16 protein-coding genes and 1 tRNA gene are annotated in these 16437 nt (G+C 67.8%); 6 read left to right on the top strand and 11 right to left on the bottom strand.

Features of this window, described 5'->3' with window-relative positions; all coding sequences use genetic code 11:
• Positions 1 to 2: 2 nt before the first annotated feature.
• Positions 3 to 1040, top strand: a complete 1038-nt coding sequence (gene zapE / locus A5699_RS14680) for a cell division protein ZapE (RefSeq protein WP_067770438.1) — start codon at positions 3 to 5, stop codon at positions 1038 to 1040.
• Here zapE and A5699_RS14675 read toward each other — a convergent pair.
• From A5699_RS14675 to A5699_RS14660, 4 genes are read right to left on the bottom strand one after another with little or no spacing between them, the layout of a single operon-like run.
• On the bottom strand, positions 1037 to 1552 hold the full coding sequence (locus tag A5699_RS14675) for an N-acetyltransferase (protein WP_067770483.1): 516 nt from the start codon (positions 1550 to 1552) through the stop codon (positions 1037 to 1039). The two genes, zapE and A5699_RS14675, sit on opposite strands and share 4 nt — an antisense overlap.
• Positions 1553 to 1581: 29 nt before the next feature.
• The gene (locus A5699_RS14670) at positions 1582 to 2112 is read right to left on the bottom strand and encodes a hypothetical protein (RefSeq protein ID WP_067770436.1); all 531 of its coding nucleotides are present in this window, start codon (positions 2110 to 2112) and stop codon (positions 1582 to 1584) included.
• Positions 2113 to 2156: 44 nt separating this feature from the next.
• Positions 2157 to 2582 carry a PPOX class F420-dependent oxidoreductase gene (locus A5699_RS14665; protein WP_067770434.1) on the bottom strand — a complete coding sequence of 142 codons (426 nt, stop codon included), beginning with the start codon at positions 2580 to 2582 and terminating at the stop codon, positions 2157 to 2159.
• 24 nt (positions 2583 to 2606) lie between these two features.
• Entirely contained in the window at positions 2607 to 3356 is a 750-nt protein-coding gene (locus tag A5699_RS14660) for a Clp protease N-terminal domain-containing protein (RefSeq protein WP_067770432.1), read from the bottom strand.
• A 166-nt stretch (positions 3357 to 3522) separates the two neighbouring features.
• On the opposite strand from A5699_RS14660, the gene A5699_RS14655 reads away from it, so the two are divergent.
• Positions 3523 to 4866, top strand: a complete 1344-nt coding sequence (locus tag A5699_RS14655; protein ID WP_067770481.1) for a HAMP domain-containing sensor histidine kinase — start codon at positions 3523 to 3525, stop codon at positions 4864 to 4866.
• Between the two features lie 10 nt (positions 4867 to 4876).
• On the opposite strand, the gene A5699_RS14650 is transcribed toward A5699_RS14655, so the two are convergent.
• Positions 4877 to 5542, bottom strand: coding sequence for a FadR/GntR family transcriptional regulator (locus A5699_RS14650; protein WP_067770430.1), 666 nt, complete (start codon positions 5540 to 5542; stop codon positions 4877 to 4879).
• 140 nt (positions 5543 to 5682) lie between these two features.
• On the opposite strand from A5699_RS14650, the gene A5699_RS14645 reads away from it, so the two are divergent.
• Entirely contained in the window at positions 5683 to 6840 is a 1158-nt protein-coding gene (locus A5699_RS14645) for an MFS transporter (protein WP_067770479.1), read from the top strand.
• A 76-nt stretch (positions 6841 to 6916) separates the two neighbouring features.
• Complete coding sequence (locus tag A5699_RS14640; protein ID WP_067770428.1) at positions 6917 to 8053, top strand: TDT family transporter; 1137 nt, start codon at positions 6917 to 6919, stop codon at positions 8051 to 8053.
• Between the two features lie 2 nt (positions 8054 to 8055).
• Here the strand turns inward: A5699_RS14640 and A5699_RS14635 are convergent, their stop codons facing one another.
• Positions 8056 to 8991 carry a LysR family transcriptional regulator gene (locus A5699_RS14635; protein WP_067770427.1) on the bottom strand — a complete coding sequence of 312 codons (936 nt, stop codon included), beginning with the start codon at positions 8989 to 8991 and terminating at the stop codon, positions 8056 to 8058.
• A 268-nt stretch (positions 8992 to 9259) separates the two neighbouring features.
• Here A5699_RS14635 and A5699_RS14630 point away from each other — a divergent pair, with 268 nt between their 5' ends.
• Complete coding sequence (locus A5699_RS14630; protein ID WP_067770425.1) at positions 9260 to 10318, top strand: 3-deoxy-7-phosphoheptulonate synthase; 1059 nt, start codon at positions 9260 to 9262, stop codon at positions 10316 to 10318.
• Here the strand turns inward: A5699_RS14630 and A5699_RS14625 are convergent.
• The 5 genes from A5699_RS14625 to A5699_RS14605 form a co-directional block, all read right to left on the bottom strand.
• Positions 10315 to 11127 carry a hypothetical protein gene (locus A5699_RS14625; RefSeq protein ID WP_067770423.1) on the bottom strand — a complete coding sequence of 271 codons (813 nt, stop codon included), beginning with the start codon at positions 11125 to 11127 and terminating at the stop codon, positions 10315 to 10317. The genes A5699_RS14630 and A5699_RS14625 overlap by 4 nt on opposite strands.
• Positions 11128 to 11243: 116 nt before the next feature.
• A complete protein-coding gene (locus A5699_RS14620; RefSeq protein WP_067770421.1) occupies positions 11244 to 12815 on the bottom strand; it encodes a PPE family protein in 1572 nt (523 codons plus the stop codon).
• A gap of 129 nt (positions 12816 to 12944) precedes the next feature.
• Positions 12945 to 13601: a heme oxygenase (biliverdin-producing) gene (locus A5699_RS14615; protein ID WP_067770419.1), complete on the bottom strand. Its 657-nt coding sequence runs from the start codon at positions 13599 to 13601 to the stop codon at positions 12945 to 12947.
• A gap of 110 nt (positions 13602 to 13711) precedes the next feature.
• Entirely contained in the window at positions 13712 to 14278 is a 567-nt protein-coding gene (locus A5699_RS14610; RefSeq protein WP_067770417.1) for a TetR/AcrR family transcriptional regulator, read from the bottom strand.
• An 88-nt stretch (positions 14279 to 14366) separates the two neighbouring features.
• A tRNA-Gly gene (locus A5699_RS14605) sits at positions 14367 to 14442 on the bottom strand.
• A gap of 182 nt (positions 14443 to 14624) precedes the next feature.
• Here A5699_RS14605 and A5699_RS14600 point away from each other — a divergent pair.
• The gene (locus tag A5699_RS14600) at positions 14625 to 16277 is read left to right on the top strand and encodes a serine/threonine-protein kinase (RefSeq protein WP_067770415.1); all 1653 of its coding nucleotides are present in this window, start codon (positions 14625 to 14627) and stop codon (positions 16275 to 16277) included.
• Positions 16278 to 16437: the final 160 nt, after the last annotated feature.

Raw genomic sequence — 16437 nt, 5'->3', positions numbered from 1 at the left:
GCATGCACGGGTCCAGCGGCGTCGCTCATCTCGCCGATCGTCATCCCACCGTCACACCGGAGCGGTTGGTCGCACAGCTGATCCCGCCACCGACGTTCGCCGAGGTCAGCTTCGACAGTTACCGCCCGGATCCGGCCGAGCCGTCACAGGCCGCCGCGGTGCAATCCTGCCGCGATTTCTGCGAGCAGGCAGCCGCCCGGCGGGCGGGAAAGAAGAAGCTGTTCGGTAAGCGCGAGGTGCTGCCCGGGGTCGGTTTGTATCTGGACGGCGGCTTCGGCGTCGGCAAGACCCACCTGCTGGCGTCGACGTATTACACGCTGTCGGGAGGCGAGGCTCCCACGGCATTCGCCACCTTCGGTGAGTTGACCCAACTGGCCGGGGTGTTCGGCTACAACGAGTGCATCGACTTGCTCTCGGAGTACGTGGTGGTGTGCATCGACGAGTTCGAACTCGACGATCCTGGCAACACCACGCTGATCTCCCGGCTGCTGTCGGCTCTGGTGGACCGCGGCGTGTCGATCGCGGCCACCTCCAACACCCTGCCCGAGCAGCTGGGTGAGGGCCGGTTCGCCGCCCAGGACTTCCTGCGTGAGATCAACACACTGGCCCAGATCTTCACCACCGTCCGGATCGAGGGGCCGGACTACCGGCACCGCGATCTGCCGCCGGCTCCCGAGCCGCTGTCCGACGAAGAGGTCGCCCAGCGGGCCGAGGCAGTCACCGGGGCAACCCTCGACGACTTCGATGCGCTGTGCGCGCACCTGGCCACCATGCACCCGTCGCGGTATCACGCATTGATCGAGGGCGTCACCGAGGTGTTCATCACCGGCGTGCATCCGATCGAGGATCAGAGCGTCGCGCTGCGTCTGGTGGCGTTGACCGACCGGCTCTACGACGCGGGCATCCCGGTGCTCGCGTCGGGCACCAAGTTGGACACGATCTTCAGCCCGGAGATGGTGGCCGGCGGCTTCCGCAAGAAATACCTGCGGGCCACCTCGCGCCTCCTGGCACTCACGGCTGCGGCGCAGAAGACCGCCTAAACCGGCCGAACCATCACGTAGTCGTTCTCTACCCCGGCGCCGAGCCGGAAGGTCTTGGTACCGCTGACCCTGAAACCGCTCTTGGTGTAGAAGCGTTGCGCCCGTTCGTTTTCCTGGTTCACGCCGAGCCAGACGCAGCGGGCACCGGCGTCGGCCGCGGCGTCCAGGGTCGCGGCCATCAAGGCGGTCGCGACACCGCCGCCGTGGCGATCGGGTAGCACGTAGATCTTGGACAACTCCAGCGCGGGCCGCTGCGGCACGGCCCGCTGGACATCGGGGTCGTCGGGGACACCGTGAATCAGCATGGCGTAGCCGGTGATCCCCGGGCTTCGCGCGACGAGCACGATGCGGCCCGGGTCGGTGAGGTACGCGGCGAAGCGTTCCTCGGAGAGCGCCTCGGCGATGAATGCGGCGATGTTGTCGTTAGTTGCCGACGGGGGACAGGCCAGCGGAAAGGTGGCGGCCGCGACGGCGGCGAGTTCCGCGACGTCGGCCGTCGTGGCCGCGGCTATCCATGGCTCCTCGCGCGAGCGCTCGGTGATCAAGGCAGTGGGGTGCCCGGCTGCCACAGATTCCACTGCGCCAGGTGCTTGCCCGAGCGGGTGTCGACCAATACCACGTTGGTGACCAGGGCGCGGTACACATCCCAGTAGACGTCGCCGTTGACCGTGGCGCCGGGAGGCGCGTTGCGCAGCGCTGCCTCAAGACGATTCGGCGCGTCGGTGTGCTTGGGCACGTACGCGTCGGCGTACGGAGTGACGCCGTTGAACGTGAAATCCAGAGCCATCTGGTACGGGTTGGGCGCCGCGATGGTGGTCACGGTGACCGGGGCGCGCCAGGGACTGCCCTGGGCGCGCCAGCGCGGGGAGCCGTTCCAGCCCCAGCCGGGCGGGACGTCGCTGGCGAGCACGTCGTGCACGGTGACATCGGCGACGAGGCCGTCGTTCTCGACGCGAAGCGTTTCACCGATCCGGCCGATGGGGGTTCCTTCGGCCGAAGCCGCCGGCGGGGCCACCACAGTGGCGACGGCCACCATCACGGCCGTGAACATGAACGCGAACCAGCGAGGCATGCCAGGCATGATCGCACAGACTGAAACGTGTTACAGCCGGTTGGTCATGACACCCAGGGACCGACGCCGCCGACCTTGTCGATCCGGATCCGGGTCAGCCACCCGGGCGGGGCGTCTTTCGGTGGGAACGGCACCCCGGGAGCGGCCAAGGTCTGGGCCAGCTCTTTGAGAAGTTCGGGTGCACCGCCCTCGACGACCCGGGCCGTGCCGTTGATCGCGAGGTACGGCCGCATCGCCTCGCCGACCCGGCCGGGGTCCAGGATGGTCACCGCCACCCGCGGGTCGCGACGGATGTTGCGGACCTTTTTGTGCTCGGAAAGGTGTGCGATGACGAGCTCGTCACCGTCCGGGGTGGATTGCAGCGCGACCCAGACCAGCGTGACCTGTGGACTGCCATCGGGGTTCAGCGTGACCAGAGTGGCGTCGGCGCCTGCGCCGATCAATTCGCGTGCGGCGTCATTGAGTAACACCTTTCCTTGTACAGTCGCGCGGCGTCATTCATTCCCTGGGGTCTCCTGACTTTTCGTCATGAACGGGGCCAGGGCAGCGGCCAGTTCGGTCTCGAACCGGGCGGGGTCGGCGCCAAGTCGGTGCAACGGACCGTCTTGGTCCTCGGCTTCGGCCAGTGCGAGCAGGATGTGTTCGGTGCCGACGTAGTTGTGGCCCAGCCGAAGCGCTTGGCGGAAGGTCAGTTCCAGGGCCTTCTTGGCCGCGCCGTTGAACGGGATCAGTGCCGGGACCGCGCCGGTGGGCGGCGGCAGCGTGATGACGGCGCGGGCGGCCTCGGCGGTGATGCCCTGCCCGGCAAGGAGTTTGGCGGCCAGGCCGTCCGGTTCGGCGAACAGCGCCAGAAGCAGGTGGTCGGGGGTGATCTCGGAATTGCCGGCGTCGTGGGCGGTGTTCTGGGAGACCACGACGACGTTGCGGGCCCGCGGCGTGAACCGGCCGAAACCGGCGTTGGGATCGAGGGTGGACGGATCGAAATCGGGAACCTTCGGCACGAAGCGTTTCTGGGCAGCCTGTTTGGTGACGCCCATGGCCTTGCCGATGTCGGTCCAGGAGGCACCCGAGCGTCGGGCCTGGTCGACGAAATGTCCGATGAGGTGATCGGCGATCTCACCGAGGGCGTCGGCGGCGATCACCGCGTCGATCAATTGCTCGAGAGGTTCGGTGTGCGCTTTCTTGATGGCGCCGATGAGGTCGTCGAGGCGGACGGGGTTGGTGATGGTGACGGGTTGGCTCATGCGTCAACCCTAGGTTGACGCCGATGGATCGTCAACCGCAAGTTGACGGCTGGGCCGACCGGGGTGACGGTGTCGCAACGTCCGTGTGCGCGGATCGGGCAAGATAACGCCGGTGAATCTCGAAGAGCGTGTGCTGCGGCTGCTGCGCCCCGTGCTGCGGCCGGTGATGCGGGTGCTGTCGTTGCGCACCATCGTCATCGTGGCCGCGCTGTCGGTGGTGGTCACGGTCATCACGCTCGGAACCTGGGTGTGGATCGGCGTCACCAACGACCAGTACAGCCAGCTGGACCGCCGCCTGGATTCGTTGAGCAGCCTCGGTGACGTGAGCACGCTGCTCACCGCCACCAAACCGGGCTCGGCGGACACGGCGATGCCCGACGACGGCGGCCTGGTGCGTACCGCCCACATCGGCGGCGTCAGCGTCTCGGTGCCCAGTGACATCGTCTTGCCCAGGTTGGAGAACGGCTACGCCAACACCACGATCGACGGCGTCGAGTATCGGGTGCGCACGTTCACCGCCGGGCCGGCCACGATCGCATTGGGCGCACCACTGGCCGAGACGCAGCGCCGGATCGACGAACTGCATCTGCGGGTGCTGTTGATCTGTGCCGGTGTCATCGGCAGCACGGTCGTGGTGGGTTGGATGATCTCCCTGGTGATGATCACGCCGTTCCGTCTGCTGGCCCAGCAGGCCCGCGCCATCAACGCCCAGTCCAAGCCCGACGAGGTGCAGGTGCGCGGCGTGCGCGAGGCCGTGCAGATCGCCGAGGCGGTCGAGGGCATGCTGGCGCGCATCGGCAATGAACAGGAACGCACCAAGGCGGCGCTGGAGTCGGCCCGCGATTTCGCCGCGGTGGCCTCCCACGAGTTGCGGACTCCGTTGACGGCCATGCGCACCAACCTCGAAGTGCTCTCGACGCTGGACATGACCCCCGAGCAGCGACAGGAGGTGATCGCCGACGTGATGCGCACCCAGAGCCGTATCGAGGGCACGCTGACCGCGTTGGAGCGATTGGCGCAGGGGGAGCTGACCACGGTCGAGGATTTCGTGCCGATGGATGTGACCGAGTTGCTCGACCGTGCCGCGCACGATGCACTGCGTACCTATCCGGGCCTGCGGGCCACCCTGATGCCCTCGCCGACGGTGTTGATGCTCGGTATGCCGGCCGGCCTGCGGCTGGTGATCGACAATGCGATCGCCAATGCCGTCAAGCATGGTGGCGCCACCGAGATCCGGCTCAGCGCCGTCAGTTCGGCCGATGATGTGCAGATCGTGGTCGACGACAACGGTTCCGGCGTGCCCGAGGCCGAGCGGGCCGAGGTGTTCGAGCGGTTCGCCCGTGGCTCCACGGCGTCCCGGTCCGGATCGGGGCTGGGGTTGGCGCTGGTGGCGCAGCAGGCCGAATTGCACGGCGGGACAGCCGCTTTGGTGGAGAGCCCACTCGGCGGCGCGCGGCTGTTGCTGAGGCTGCCGCTGACCCGGGGGCGGATGGACGACGCGCCGTTCTGAACCGGTGCGCTCAGCAGTCCTGCGCCGGTGTGCGAGCCAGGAGTTCGTCGAGAAAGCCTGCGGCTTCGCGTCCGGCTCTCTCGACATCGCCGTCGGCGATCGCCTCGACCAACTCGGTGTGCGGGAACATCATCCCGTGCGGGGCGGCACTCGTTGTCGCGACGCTGGCGGTGATCGCCTCCAGAAGCCCGCGGTAGATCTCGATGAGCACCGGGTTGTGCGATGCGCGCACGACCGCGAGATGGAACTCGGTGTCGGACTGGGTGAACTGCTCGTGATCGGTGGTGGCGGTGTGGGCCAGTAGGGCGCGCAGGTCGGCGACGTCGTCGTCGGTCCGGGCCACCGCGGCCAGGCGAGCGCCCTCCACCTCGAGGCAGCGCCGGACCTGCAACACGTCGCGCAGTTCAGAACCGCACAGCCGGCGCAGCGCGGCCGATACCTCGCTGGTGGCACGCACGTAGGTGCCGTCGCCCTGCCGCACCTCGAAGATTCCGTTGTGGGCCAGGGCGCGGACGGCTTCGCGGACGGTGTTGCGGCCGACGCCGAGAGCCTCGACCAATGCGGCCTCGGTCGGGATCCGGCTGTCCACCGGCCATTCGCCGGAGGTGACCAGGGTGCGCAGCTGCTCGATCACCTGATCGACCAGGCCGGTGCGTCGCGTTGTGGCGAGCGGCACTCAAAAATCCTTTCATCCAATCATGGGATGTATGGCACCATAGCCGAGTGAACCGGCGTCTATCCAGCGAATCGCGGAACAGTTACGAGCACGATCTGGAACTCGAACTGGACGGCGCCGTAGAGGTCCGCCCGGCAACGATGGCGGCCGGCGGCGCGCTGCTGGTCGTGGCGGTGATCCTGACCGCACTGAACCTACGCCCGGCAATCACCAGCATCGGGCCCGTCCTCGGCGAGATGCGCGAGTCGCTCGGCGCCTCGGCGGTCTGGGCCGGGGTGCTCACCACCATGCCCGGGCTGTGTTTTGCCGCGGCCGGTCTGGCTGCCCCCTGGCTGGCCCGTCGGATCGGCCTGGGGCGCGCCATCTCGATCGCGCTGGTCATCCTCAGTGTCGGCCTCGTCATCCGCGTGCTCGACGGCCCCTACGTGGTGATCGGCGGAACCCTGGTGGCAACGGCGGGTATCGCGCTGGTCAACGTCCTCATCCCGGTGGTGATCAAGGGCTCCTTCCCGGCCCGGATCGGTCTGATGACCGGTGTGTACACCGCGGCCCTGCAGGGCGGCGGGGCGCTCGGATCGGCGGTCACGCCGCCGCTGGAGCCGCTGCTCGGCGGCTGGCGGGGAGCGTTGGGATCTTGGGCGGCGGTGGCCGTTGTCGCGCTGCTGTTCTGGCTCGTGGGAGCGCGCGCAATCAGCTCGGCCCGCGCCGCGGAATCGGCAGGTACGGCCCGCCGATCCCTGCTGCGTAACCCGCTGGCCTGGACGGTCACCCTGTTCTTCGGCTGCCAGTCTTTCCTGGCGTACATCGTGATGGGCTGGCTGCCCGAGGTGTTCATCGACAGTGGGGTCGACAAGACCGACGCCGGCCTGCTGGTCGGGTTGGTGTCGATCTTGGCGGTTCCGATCAGCCTGATCGTGCCGCCGCTGGCGGCCAAGCAGAAGCACCAGAGTGGGTGGATCATCGGGCTCGGCCTGATCGGCATGGTCGGCATGATCGGCCTGCTCGTCGATCCGGGGGCGGCGCCCCTGCTGTGGAGCCTGTTGGTCGGTATCGGGATGAGCGTGTTCTCCATGGCACTGACGGTGATCGCGCTACGGGCGCGCAACGCCGAGGACACCGCGCAGTTGTCCGGTATGGCGCAAGGCTTCGGCTATCTGCTGGCCGGTGTGGGCCCGTTCCTGTTCGGTCTGCTGCACGAGCTGACCGGTAGCTGGACCGCTCCGTGGGCGATGGCGCTGGTCGTCTACCTCGTGCAGATGGTGGCCGGGGCGCTCTCGGGCCGTCACCGCTACGTCTGAGCCACAAGTTTCACTTGTGAGGCCACAAGATCGTGGTGCCTACCGGTGACCGGTCGCAGCCACCACCCTTGATGGTGTGACGACCTACACCGCCGCCTACACAGCCGAGAGGCCGTTCCATACCGCCCTGGTGGCCGAGCCGGACACGGTCGGTTCGGTATTGCGCCACATCACTCCGAACTGGTTTGCCTCGGTCATGGGCACCGGCATCGTCGCGACGGCCGCGGTCACCCTCCCGCTGCACGTGCCTGGGCTGCATGAATTCGCCACGGCGGTCTGGATTCTCGCCGGCGCCGTGCTGGTGGCCCTGGCCATCGCGTTCGCCGCCCACTGGATCCGTCACCGCGAACAGGCGAAAGCCTATGCCGCACACCACGTGATGGGTCAGTTCTACGGGGCTCCGGCCATGGCGCTGCTCACCGTGGGCGCGGGTGCGTTGCTGCTCGGGCCCGCGCTGCTCGGTGAGTCCCTGGCCGTGGTACTCGACGTGGGACTGTGGACCGCGGGCACGCTCTTGGGATTGGTTGTCAGCCTGTGGCTTCCGTTCACCATGATCACCCGCACAGATCGCGCCGGCGTCGCCGCGGTGCCGGCCTGGATGATGCCGGTGGTCTCACCCATGGTCTCGGCCTCCACCGGCGCGCTGCTGCTGTCACACCTCGGTCCCGGGCAGGCGGGGATGACGCTGTTGGTGGCGTGCTACGCGATGTTCGGGCTGAGCCTGCTGGCCGGGCTGATCACCACCACGATGGTGTACTCGCGCCTCATGCACTCCGGGCTCAGTCAGGTGCAGGCGATCCCCACCGTGTGGATCGTGCTCGGTGTCGTGGGCCAGTCGATCACCGCGGCCAACCTGCTCGGCGCACACGCCGGTGCAGTGCTCACCGACGCTGCCGCGGTGTCGGCGCTGCACGCCTTCGGCATCGTCTACGGGCTGGTGATGGCGGGTTTCGGGGCGTTCGTGTTCTGCCTGGCCGTGGCGCTGACTGTGCACGGCGCACGCCGCGGGCTGAAGTTCAGCCTCACGTGGTGGAGCTTCACCTTCCCGGTCGGCACCTGCGTGACGGGGGCGTCGGCACTGGGCGCGGCCACCGGTGCGGCGGCGATCTCCTGGCTGGCGGTCACGCTGTACGTGCTGCTACTGGGCGCGTGGGCGACGGTCGCCACCAACACCGTGCGCGGGGTGCGGACCGGGCAGCTTCTGCGCGGGTGATCTCACCGCGCCGCGGCGATGTGACCGAGCAGGCTGCGCACCGCCCCGGCCGGCGGGGTCCGGCCGCCCGACCAGATGGCGCGCAGCTGCCGGCGCAGATCGAGACCGGCGACGGGCACTTCGGTCAACCGGCCCAGTGTGAGGTCGTCGTCGACGGCCAGTCGGCTCATCACGGCCGGCCCGGCGCCGGCCAGCACCGCGGCGCGCATGGCGGCGGCCGAGGACAATTCGATGACCGGCTCGGCCTGCCGGCTCGACGGACCCAACGTCGTGCGCAGGGCGGCGCTGAGGGCTTCCCTTGTGCCCGAACCTGATTCGCGTGACACCAGTGCGGTGTCGTTGAGTTGTGCGGCCGTAACGGAAGCGGACCGTCGCGCCCATGCGTGATCGGGAGGCACCACGGTCACCAGCTCGTCGTGGGCGATCACCCGGCTGTGCAATCCTTTTGGCAGCCCGGGGGATTCGATGAAGCCCAGATCGGCCGAGCCGTCGCGCACCGCGGCGATCACCTGATCGCTGTTGGCCGCGGTGAGGATGACCTGAGGCACGGTGGCGCTGGTACGCGCCGCCTCGGCCTGCAACGACACCAGCCAGCGCGGCATGAGTTGCTCGGCGATCGTCAGGCTCGCCGCAACCGCGACACGGCTGTGGCTCTCACTGCGCATCGCCGCCAGCCCGGAGTCCACCCGCTGCGCCACATCGAGCAACTGATCGGCCCACTCGGCGACCACCGCACCGGCCGCGGTCAGCCGTGACCCGCGGGGTCCGCGCTGAACCAGCCGCACGCCGGTCTGGGCTTCGATGGAGGCCAACCTCGAGGACACCGCTTGCTGGGTCAATCCCAGTTCACGCCCGGCGGCCCCGAGGCTGCCGGTACGGGCGATGGCCAGCAGCACGTCGAATGCGGCCAGTTCCGGCATCCTGGCGCTCAGCGGCATGCCCAGGATCGTAGAGTGCGCTCACAACTACTGCTTGTGAACGCACCGGTTGTGGCCGGGCGCCGGCTGTGGTGTAGCCTGGCCGACGTGACTATCGGTGTGTGTGCCGGCTATTGGCGCTTTATCGAGGCTCCGGGCGGAGCCGATAAAGCGCAGCACTAAGCACGCATCCACCCGGAGCCCAGGCAGTGACCATCGGTCGCTGCCTTTCGTCGTTACAGGGCGCCGGAATTGAGCCAGGTGCCCGCCACCAGGAAGGCACCTGAAAATGAACTTGGCGCAGATCGCCGACGCCCCCGCCACATCGGACCGCCGGGTCCGCAGTTTCAGCGCGATTCCCAGCCCGCACGATGTACTGACCGAGTTCCCGCTGGGGGAGCGTCGGGCCGAACGCGTGGCGCGCGACCGCGATGAGATCGCCGACATCCTGGCCGGCCGCGACGACCGGCTGTTGGTCGTGGTCGGCCCCTGCTCGGTGCATGATCCGGCCGCCGCGCTGGAGTACGCGTCACGCCTGGTGAAACTGGCCGATGCGCTCAAGGACGAGCTCAAGATCGTGATGCGGGTGTACTTCGAGAAGCCGCGCACCACGATCGGCTGGAAGGGCCTGATCAACGACCCGGGCATGGACGGCACGTTCGACGTGGCTCGTGGATTGCGTATCGCCCGGCAACTGCTGCTCGACATCATCGACATCGGCCTGCCCGTGGGTTGTGAGTTCCTCGAGCCGACCAGCCCGCAGTACATCGCCGACGCGGTCGCCTGGGGTGCGATCGGGGCCCGCACCACCGAATCCCAGGTCCATCGTCAGCTGGCGTCGGGGTTGTCGATGCCGGTCGGGTTCAAGAACGGCACCGACGGCAATGTTCAGGTGGCAGTCGACGGGGTGAAAGCCGCTGCCGCCCAGCATGTCTTCTTCGGCATGGACGACATGGGTCGTGGCGCGGTGGTGAGCACCGCGGGCAACGAGGACTGCCATGTGATCCTGCGCGGCGGTACCGACGGGCCGAACTACGGCGCCGACGCGGTGGCCGATGCCGCCGCCAAGCTGACCGGTGCCGGGCTGCCCGGGCGGGTCGTGATCGACTGCAGCCACGCCAATTCCGGCAAGGACCACATCCGCCAGGCCTCGGTGGCCGCCGAGGTGGCCCAGTTCGTGCGCGACGGGTTGCCGATCAGCGGGGTGATGCTGGAGAGCTTCCTGGTCGCCGGGGCGCAGTCGCCCGAGGCCCGTCCGCTCACCTACGGCCAGTCGGTCACCGACAAGTGCATGGATTGGGAGGCCACGGATCTGGTGTTGCGGGAGCTGGCGCGCCGCTCGGCCTAGTTTCCGGTCGGCTTGCGGTAGCTGCCGGTCGGATCCCGGTCGTACTTGGGCGGTTTGGCCGGGTCTAGTTCGATCAGCACGTCGTCGCCGGCGTCGTGCGGTGCACTGAAGACGACGACGGCTGACCCCGCCAGCGGAACCCGGGAATGGTGGGCGACGATGTTCGCGGTCACCACCCGGCGTCCGGTCGGGGCCTCGAAGGCGATGGTGACGGTGAACTGAGGGTCGTCTGCGGTCCAGCGCTTCAGGAATGTCACGTTGCGCAGCTCGCCTGGCGAACGCACACCGTGCCGGCGCAGCGATCCCAGCCAGCGCTGTCGTCGCCGGGTGTAGCGGATGCCCTGCCACGCGGTGACGGTGACGATCGCCGCGCCAAGTGCGAACACCACGCTGACCAACGCCATCACGCCGGCGCTGAAATCTCTGAACCACAATGCGGCCCCGATCAAACCGACCGCGATGCCGGTCAATGACGGGATCACGGCCACCCGGTTGCCGGTACTGCGCTGACCGAAGGTATCGCGGGCCTCGTCGGCGACGATGGCGGCCATGATGACCGGAAGAAACGAACCGACGATCGCGGCGATACCCAACCACGTCGACGGGTTGTGGGTCTGCATGCCGCGAATCCAGAGCGCGGCGCCGACGGCGATCGGAATCCACAGGATGAACGTGAGCACGGCGAAGAAACGCAGTGTTTCCGACGGTCTGGTGACGGGCACGGTGATCTGGCCGTGCTTTTCGACCGTGGAGAAGTGCGGAAGCGTGCCGTCCCAAGTGTCAGCTTGCGACGCGGTATCGCCGGACATGCGGTGCTCCCTTCTCCTCGGGACCACCAGTATCGGCATACGAGGTGCCGATAGTCGCCTAGAAGGACTGCGCGTCGCAATCCTCACGAATTGCTCATAGCCCCAATACAGTTCGGTTAAGAGTCATCCTCGGCGCCGTCGGACTGCCAGCTACCCGGCATCATCGGGATCGTCGTTCCGTCGCTGAAGGCGTCGTCGGTCAACGTGGTCAGCCCGGCCGGTCCGGCGAGAGTCGGTTTCGCTGCGGTTCCGGTGAATCCGAGGTTTCCAGCCCCACTCTCGGAGGCGCTCGTGCTGACGGGTTGCTCGGGGGGCGGTGCGGCAGCACCGTCGGCCGTCATGAACTCATAGCGGTAACCGCGGTCCTTGGCGGTTCCGCCGCGCCGCTTGCGGGCCTGCGACCGGCGCTTGTTGATCGCGGCAGCGGTGGCGGCGGCCGCGGCGGACGCGCCTACGGAGTCCGAAGCCTTGGCGGTGGCGCTGTACCGCGACGTCGCGCCGTAACCGAATCCGGCGCCGCCGCCCGGCACGGCATACAGGGAGGTCTCGGTCCCGGCGGACATCGGCGTGGGAGTTGACGGTGCAGGGGCGGGAGCGGAGGTGGGTGCGGGCGCAGGTGCCGCGCCTGCCGTCACCGATGTCGGCGCCGCGGAGCTGGGCAGCGCGGCGACCACGGGCGGCTCGGCGCGGGCGATCTCCTCGGCCGGCGCGTCGATCGGGATGTCGTAGGCCTGCGCCAGTCCCACGATGCCGAGCAGGCCCAGCATGGCCGGGGACACCGCTGCGGTCACTGCGGCGTAGAGCGGGGTCCCCAAGATGGCGAAAACCGCCGAGTAGGCACCGAGGAAAAACACGTTCATGTAGGTGCTGAACAGCAACGAGGGGTCGGCGATGATCTCGGCGAGAACCTGCGGGACTCGCCACGGCTCGAGAATGAATTCCCGCAGCTGGTCGTACATTCCGTAGAAATGCTCCGATTGCCCGGCCAGCCAATTGCCGATCGGATCGTTGGCCTTGATCCATTCGATGAACTCCTCGTACGAACTGAGCACATCGCTCAGGCTGAGGGAGGAGCCCGACTCACCGGCCCGGGCCACGGCGGCAGACTGCATCATCGTCGCCGACCCGGAGCCCACTTCCCCGACCCCCGGCGCCAGCAGGACCGGTGCCGCGGTGGACGGCGGCGCGGTCGCCACCGCAACCTTGGTGGACGCCTGGTAGACGGTCATCGTGGTGGCGGCCTGAATCCACATCCGGACGTAGTCGGCCTCGTTCACCGCGATCGGGACGGTGTTGATGCCGAAGAAGTTGGTGGCCACCAGTACACCGAGAGTGGTGCGGTTGGCGGCCAACTCGGCCGGCGTCGGCATGGCCGCCAGGGCGGTGGTGTACGACGCGGCGGCGGTCTCGATCTGGGCGGCCACTCCGGCGGTGCTGGCACTGGTCCGGCTCAGCCAGGCCACGTAGGGAACGTGCGCCGCGGTGTAACGCTCGGCGCTGGGTCCCTCCCATGCGCCCGCTCCCACGGTGCCCATCAGGGTAGTCAATTCTGCTGCTGCCGAGGAGTATTCGGTACTCAAGGCGTTCCAAGCTCCGGCGGCGGCCAGTAGCGGGCCGGCGCCGGGGCCGCTGCTGAGCAGGGCCGAGTGGACCTCGGGGGGTACGGCCATCCAGACGGGGGCGGTCATCACGCCGGCGTCTCCTCTCGATCGCTGTGTCCCCCACGTAAAAGTATGGTTAGCATAAGCTAACTTCAACTGTTTTGGGGTATGAAGTTCCTATGTGTTGGCGGGAACGTCAATTGAGGTTCGGGCTGGTCAGCGGCGGTAGGACGGCAGCATTTCGGCGAGCTCGTCGAAGACGCGTTGGTTGAGCGCGAAGGCCAGCTTCACCTCGTCGACCACGCGATCGATCTCCTGGGTGGCCAGGCCGAGCCCGTCGAGACGATTACGGTAGGCGTCCTTGTAGGGCTTGGGGCGCACCGGAAAGCTGTAGAACGCCAAGCCTTTTCCGTCGAGGTCGAATGAGCGCTCCAAGATGCGGCCGATGGCCTGGCCGCCGGAAAGATCGCCGAGATAGCGGGTGTAGTGATGGGCCACCAGGGCGCCGCCCCACGGCGAGTCGGCGAACCGGGCGCAGTAGGCCCGCACTGCTGGTGAGTCGATGTCGCGCTGGGCGCCCGGCGCCCAGTGATCCAGATCGGCGTCGATGGCATCCACCCGCTCGAGTGCGGGGTCGTAGACGGCGCTGACGAGCGGGTCGTCGCGATGCTCGCGGACGGCGGTCTCCAGCGCGTGGTAGATCGCCCGCAGCCGCAGCAGGTAGTCGACGTAGCCCTGCTCGTTGACCCGGCCGCTGAGAAGTTCGGTGACAAACGGCGACTGCTCGGCGGCCTCGTGCTGGTCGGTCGAGTCCTGACGCATGGCCGCCGACAGGGAGCGGATGGACTCGGTGGCGACGGCACTCGGCGGCATTTCGGCTCCACTTGGTAGGACTCAGCTTTGACAGGTTGTCAGCATGATGCTGACAACCTGTCGGAAACCTAACACGGTGCCGACGGGTTCGGGGAGCTACGAATTGTGAGTTACCGCGTCGCGCCGAGCGCGCGCAGCACAAACCGCTCGATGTTCGCCCGTGGCAGGTGACGCGGGGCAAGGCAGGCATGCAGCAGAGACATGGTGGCGGCTTCGTCATCGATCACGAACTGGCCGGCGGCAACACCCTGGGCCAGAATCTCACGCAACACGTCCTCGACCGCCACCACGTGATCGCGGATCGCCAGCATCGTCTCGGTGGACAGGGCTCCGTAGAGCTGCATGCCCATGCCCATGTGAAATTCCTGCCCAGCCTCCAGCTGGTGGCCGATGTAGACCTTGAGACGTTCGACCGGATCATCGACCTCGGCCAGCGCGGTGCGCAGCCCGTCGAGATACCGGGTCGTCTCGTGGGAAGCGAAGGCGATCACCACCGATTCCTTGTCGGGGAAGTGGTGATAGATCGCGGTCCGGCCGATGCCGGCCTCGGCCGCCAGCTTGGCCATGGTGATCGCGTCGAAGCTGTGCTCGGCCATCAGGGCGGCGAAGGCCTCGAAGATGCGCTGTTGGACCAGCTCGCGGTGTTCTCCGACCGATGAGGCGCTGATCCTGGGCACGCTCGACTTTAACGTCCGCTGCGAAATCCGAAGCTGTTAGTGCAGCCTTAGCAGCCGGCCCACGGAATCTGATGGCACAAACCCATCGTGGAGCGGATGACGGGATTCGAACCCGCGACCCTCACCTTGGCAAGGTGATGCGCTACCAACTGCGCTACATCCGCGCGCCACGAGCGAGATCGTCGCCCGTCGCGGTGCAGAACACTAGTCCACCGATGCGCGCTGACACAAATTTCTCGGACTGACTTGCATTGTGGGGCAACGAAAAATGTGTGCACCTCGGCACCGATGCCGTTGATCCGGATGCCGACGGCGGGCGGGGGAGGGCAGTTCGTAGGATTCCTGGATGCCGCTCAACGTCGGTCAGACGTTCGCCGTGTTCCGGATCATTCGACCGCTGAGCTCGAGCGGGGCGGGGCAGGTCTACCTCGCCCAGCATCCCCGGCGGGCCGGCCGTGACGTGCTGTCGGTGCTGCCGCAGGAGTGGTCCGCCGACCCGCAGCACCGGGAGCGGTTCCACCGGGAGGCGGATGTGGTTGCCGGGTTGTGGCATCCGGCCATCGCCAGGATTCGTGATCGCGGGGACCACGATGGCCGGCTCTGGCTGTCGACGGACTTCGTCGGCGGAACGGATCTTGCTGGTCTCCTTGAGCAGCACCCCAACGGCCTGCCGCGCGACCAGGTTTCCCGGATCATCACTACGGTTGCCGGCGCGCTCGACTACGCGCACAAGCACGGTGTGGTGCATCGCGACGTCAGGCCGGGCAACATCATCCTGGGTGATGTCGACGGTGCCGGAAAGGCGCCAGTCGCCCTCGTCGGCCTGGGTATCGCTGGAAACGCCGGGCCCGGCTATGCCGCACCCGAACAGCTTGTGGGCGAGGAGGTCGACGGCCGTGCCGACCAGTACGCCCTGGCCTGCACCGCCTATCACCTCTTGACCGGGATGCAGCTGTTCGCACATTCCAATCCCGCTGTCGTGGACAGCCGTCACATCAACTCGAAGCCGCCGGTGTTGGCCGACATCCGGCCCGACTTGGCCGACCTCGATCCGGTGCTGGCCAAAGCTCTCGCCAAGAACCCGGCCGAGCGGTTCGCCAGCTGCGGCGCCTTCGCCCACGCATTTGTCGACGAAACCCCGCTTCCCGCAGCGGCGTTGGCGCCGACGCCAGCAGCTGAACCCGCCCAACCGGAACCGCGATATCGGATGCTCGAGACATCTGGCTGGGTGCCCGCAGCGGTGATCGCCGCCGTCGGCGCCGTAAGTGTCGGCCTGTGGCAGTTGTGGCCATCCCCAAACGCCGCGGCGAGTGGACAGTCCGGCCCACCGCCAAGCGCCGCCACCGAAGCCGTCTCGAACGCGGCGATCACCCCGCCGCCGCCGACCGGTCCCGTGTTCGACGGCCTCTACCGCCTCGACTACGACAACCCGCACGCCACCCTCAACGGCAACCCGTGGCCGTCGGCGGGCAACCAGATCGCCAGCTACTGGTGGGCATTCCGCTCGACGTGCAAACCCTCGGGATGCGTCGCGACGTCGACGCGCATGGACGGCACCAACCCTGCCGTGCCGTCCACCGAAGGCGGGGGCATGGCTGCCATATTTCGTTTCATCAACAATTCTTGGCAGGGCGATTCGGGACGAGGTTCTCTGCCCTGCGAGGCGCCGATCGTCGGGCAGGCTCAGGCGACGGATACGGCGTTGGCATTGACGCCGCAGCCCGACGGTTCACTGGCCGGCACGCAGACCACCACCATCCAGACCAACGAGTGCGGACTGCAAGGTGCGGTGATCACCGTGCCCGTTCACGCCACCCGGCTCGGAGATGCCGTGCCGGGCAGCCCGGTCGCCAATCCTGCCGCGGTCGCCGACCCGCTGCCGCCGGCACCACAGTTGCCTCCGCTGCCGCCTCTGCCGCCCGCTCCACCGGTGCCCGCGCCTCCTCTTTTGCCGGCGCCGCCGGTTGCTCCGCCGGTGCCGTTACCACCGCCGGCATAGAGCCACCAACGGACCGCAACCAGGATCGCGATCGGTGTGTTCGCCGAAAAGTGCCACCCGGCAGGAGGATCGAGTAGCGGTCCGCAGGTGCACCGTTGGGTGAGCTTTCCGCTCACAACAGAAAGGCCCGGTCGAAACCGGGCCTGACCTTGAAGAACTG

Origin of the sequence: Mycobacterium sp. E802 (genome assembly GCF_001666875.1) — a bacterium.
Classification (GTDB): Bacteria; Actinomycetota; Actinomycetes; order Mycobacteriales; family Mycobacteriaceae; genus Mycobacterium.
Note: the sequence above shows the minus strand (reverse complement) of the source record. Positions and strands in the feature narration are given on the sequence as shown.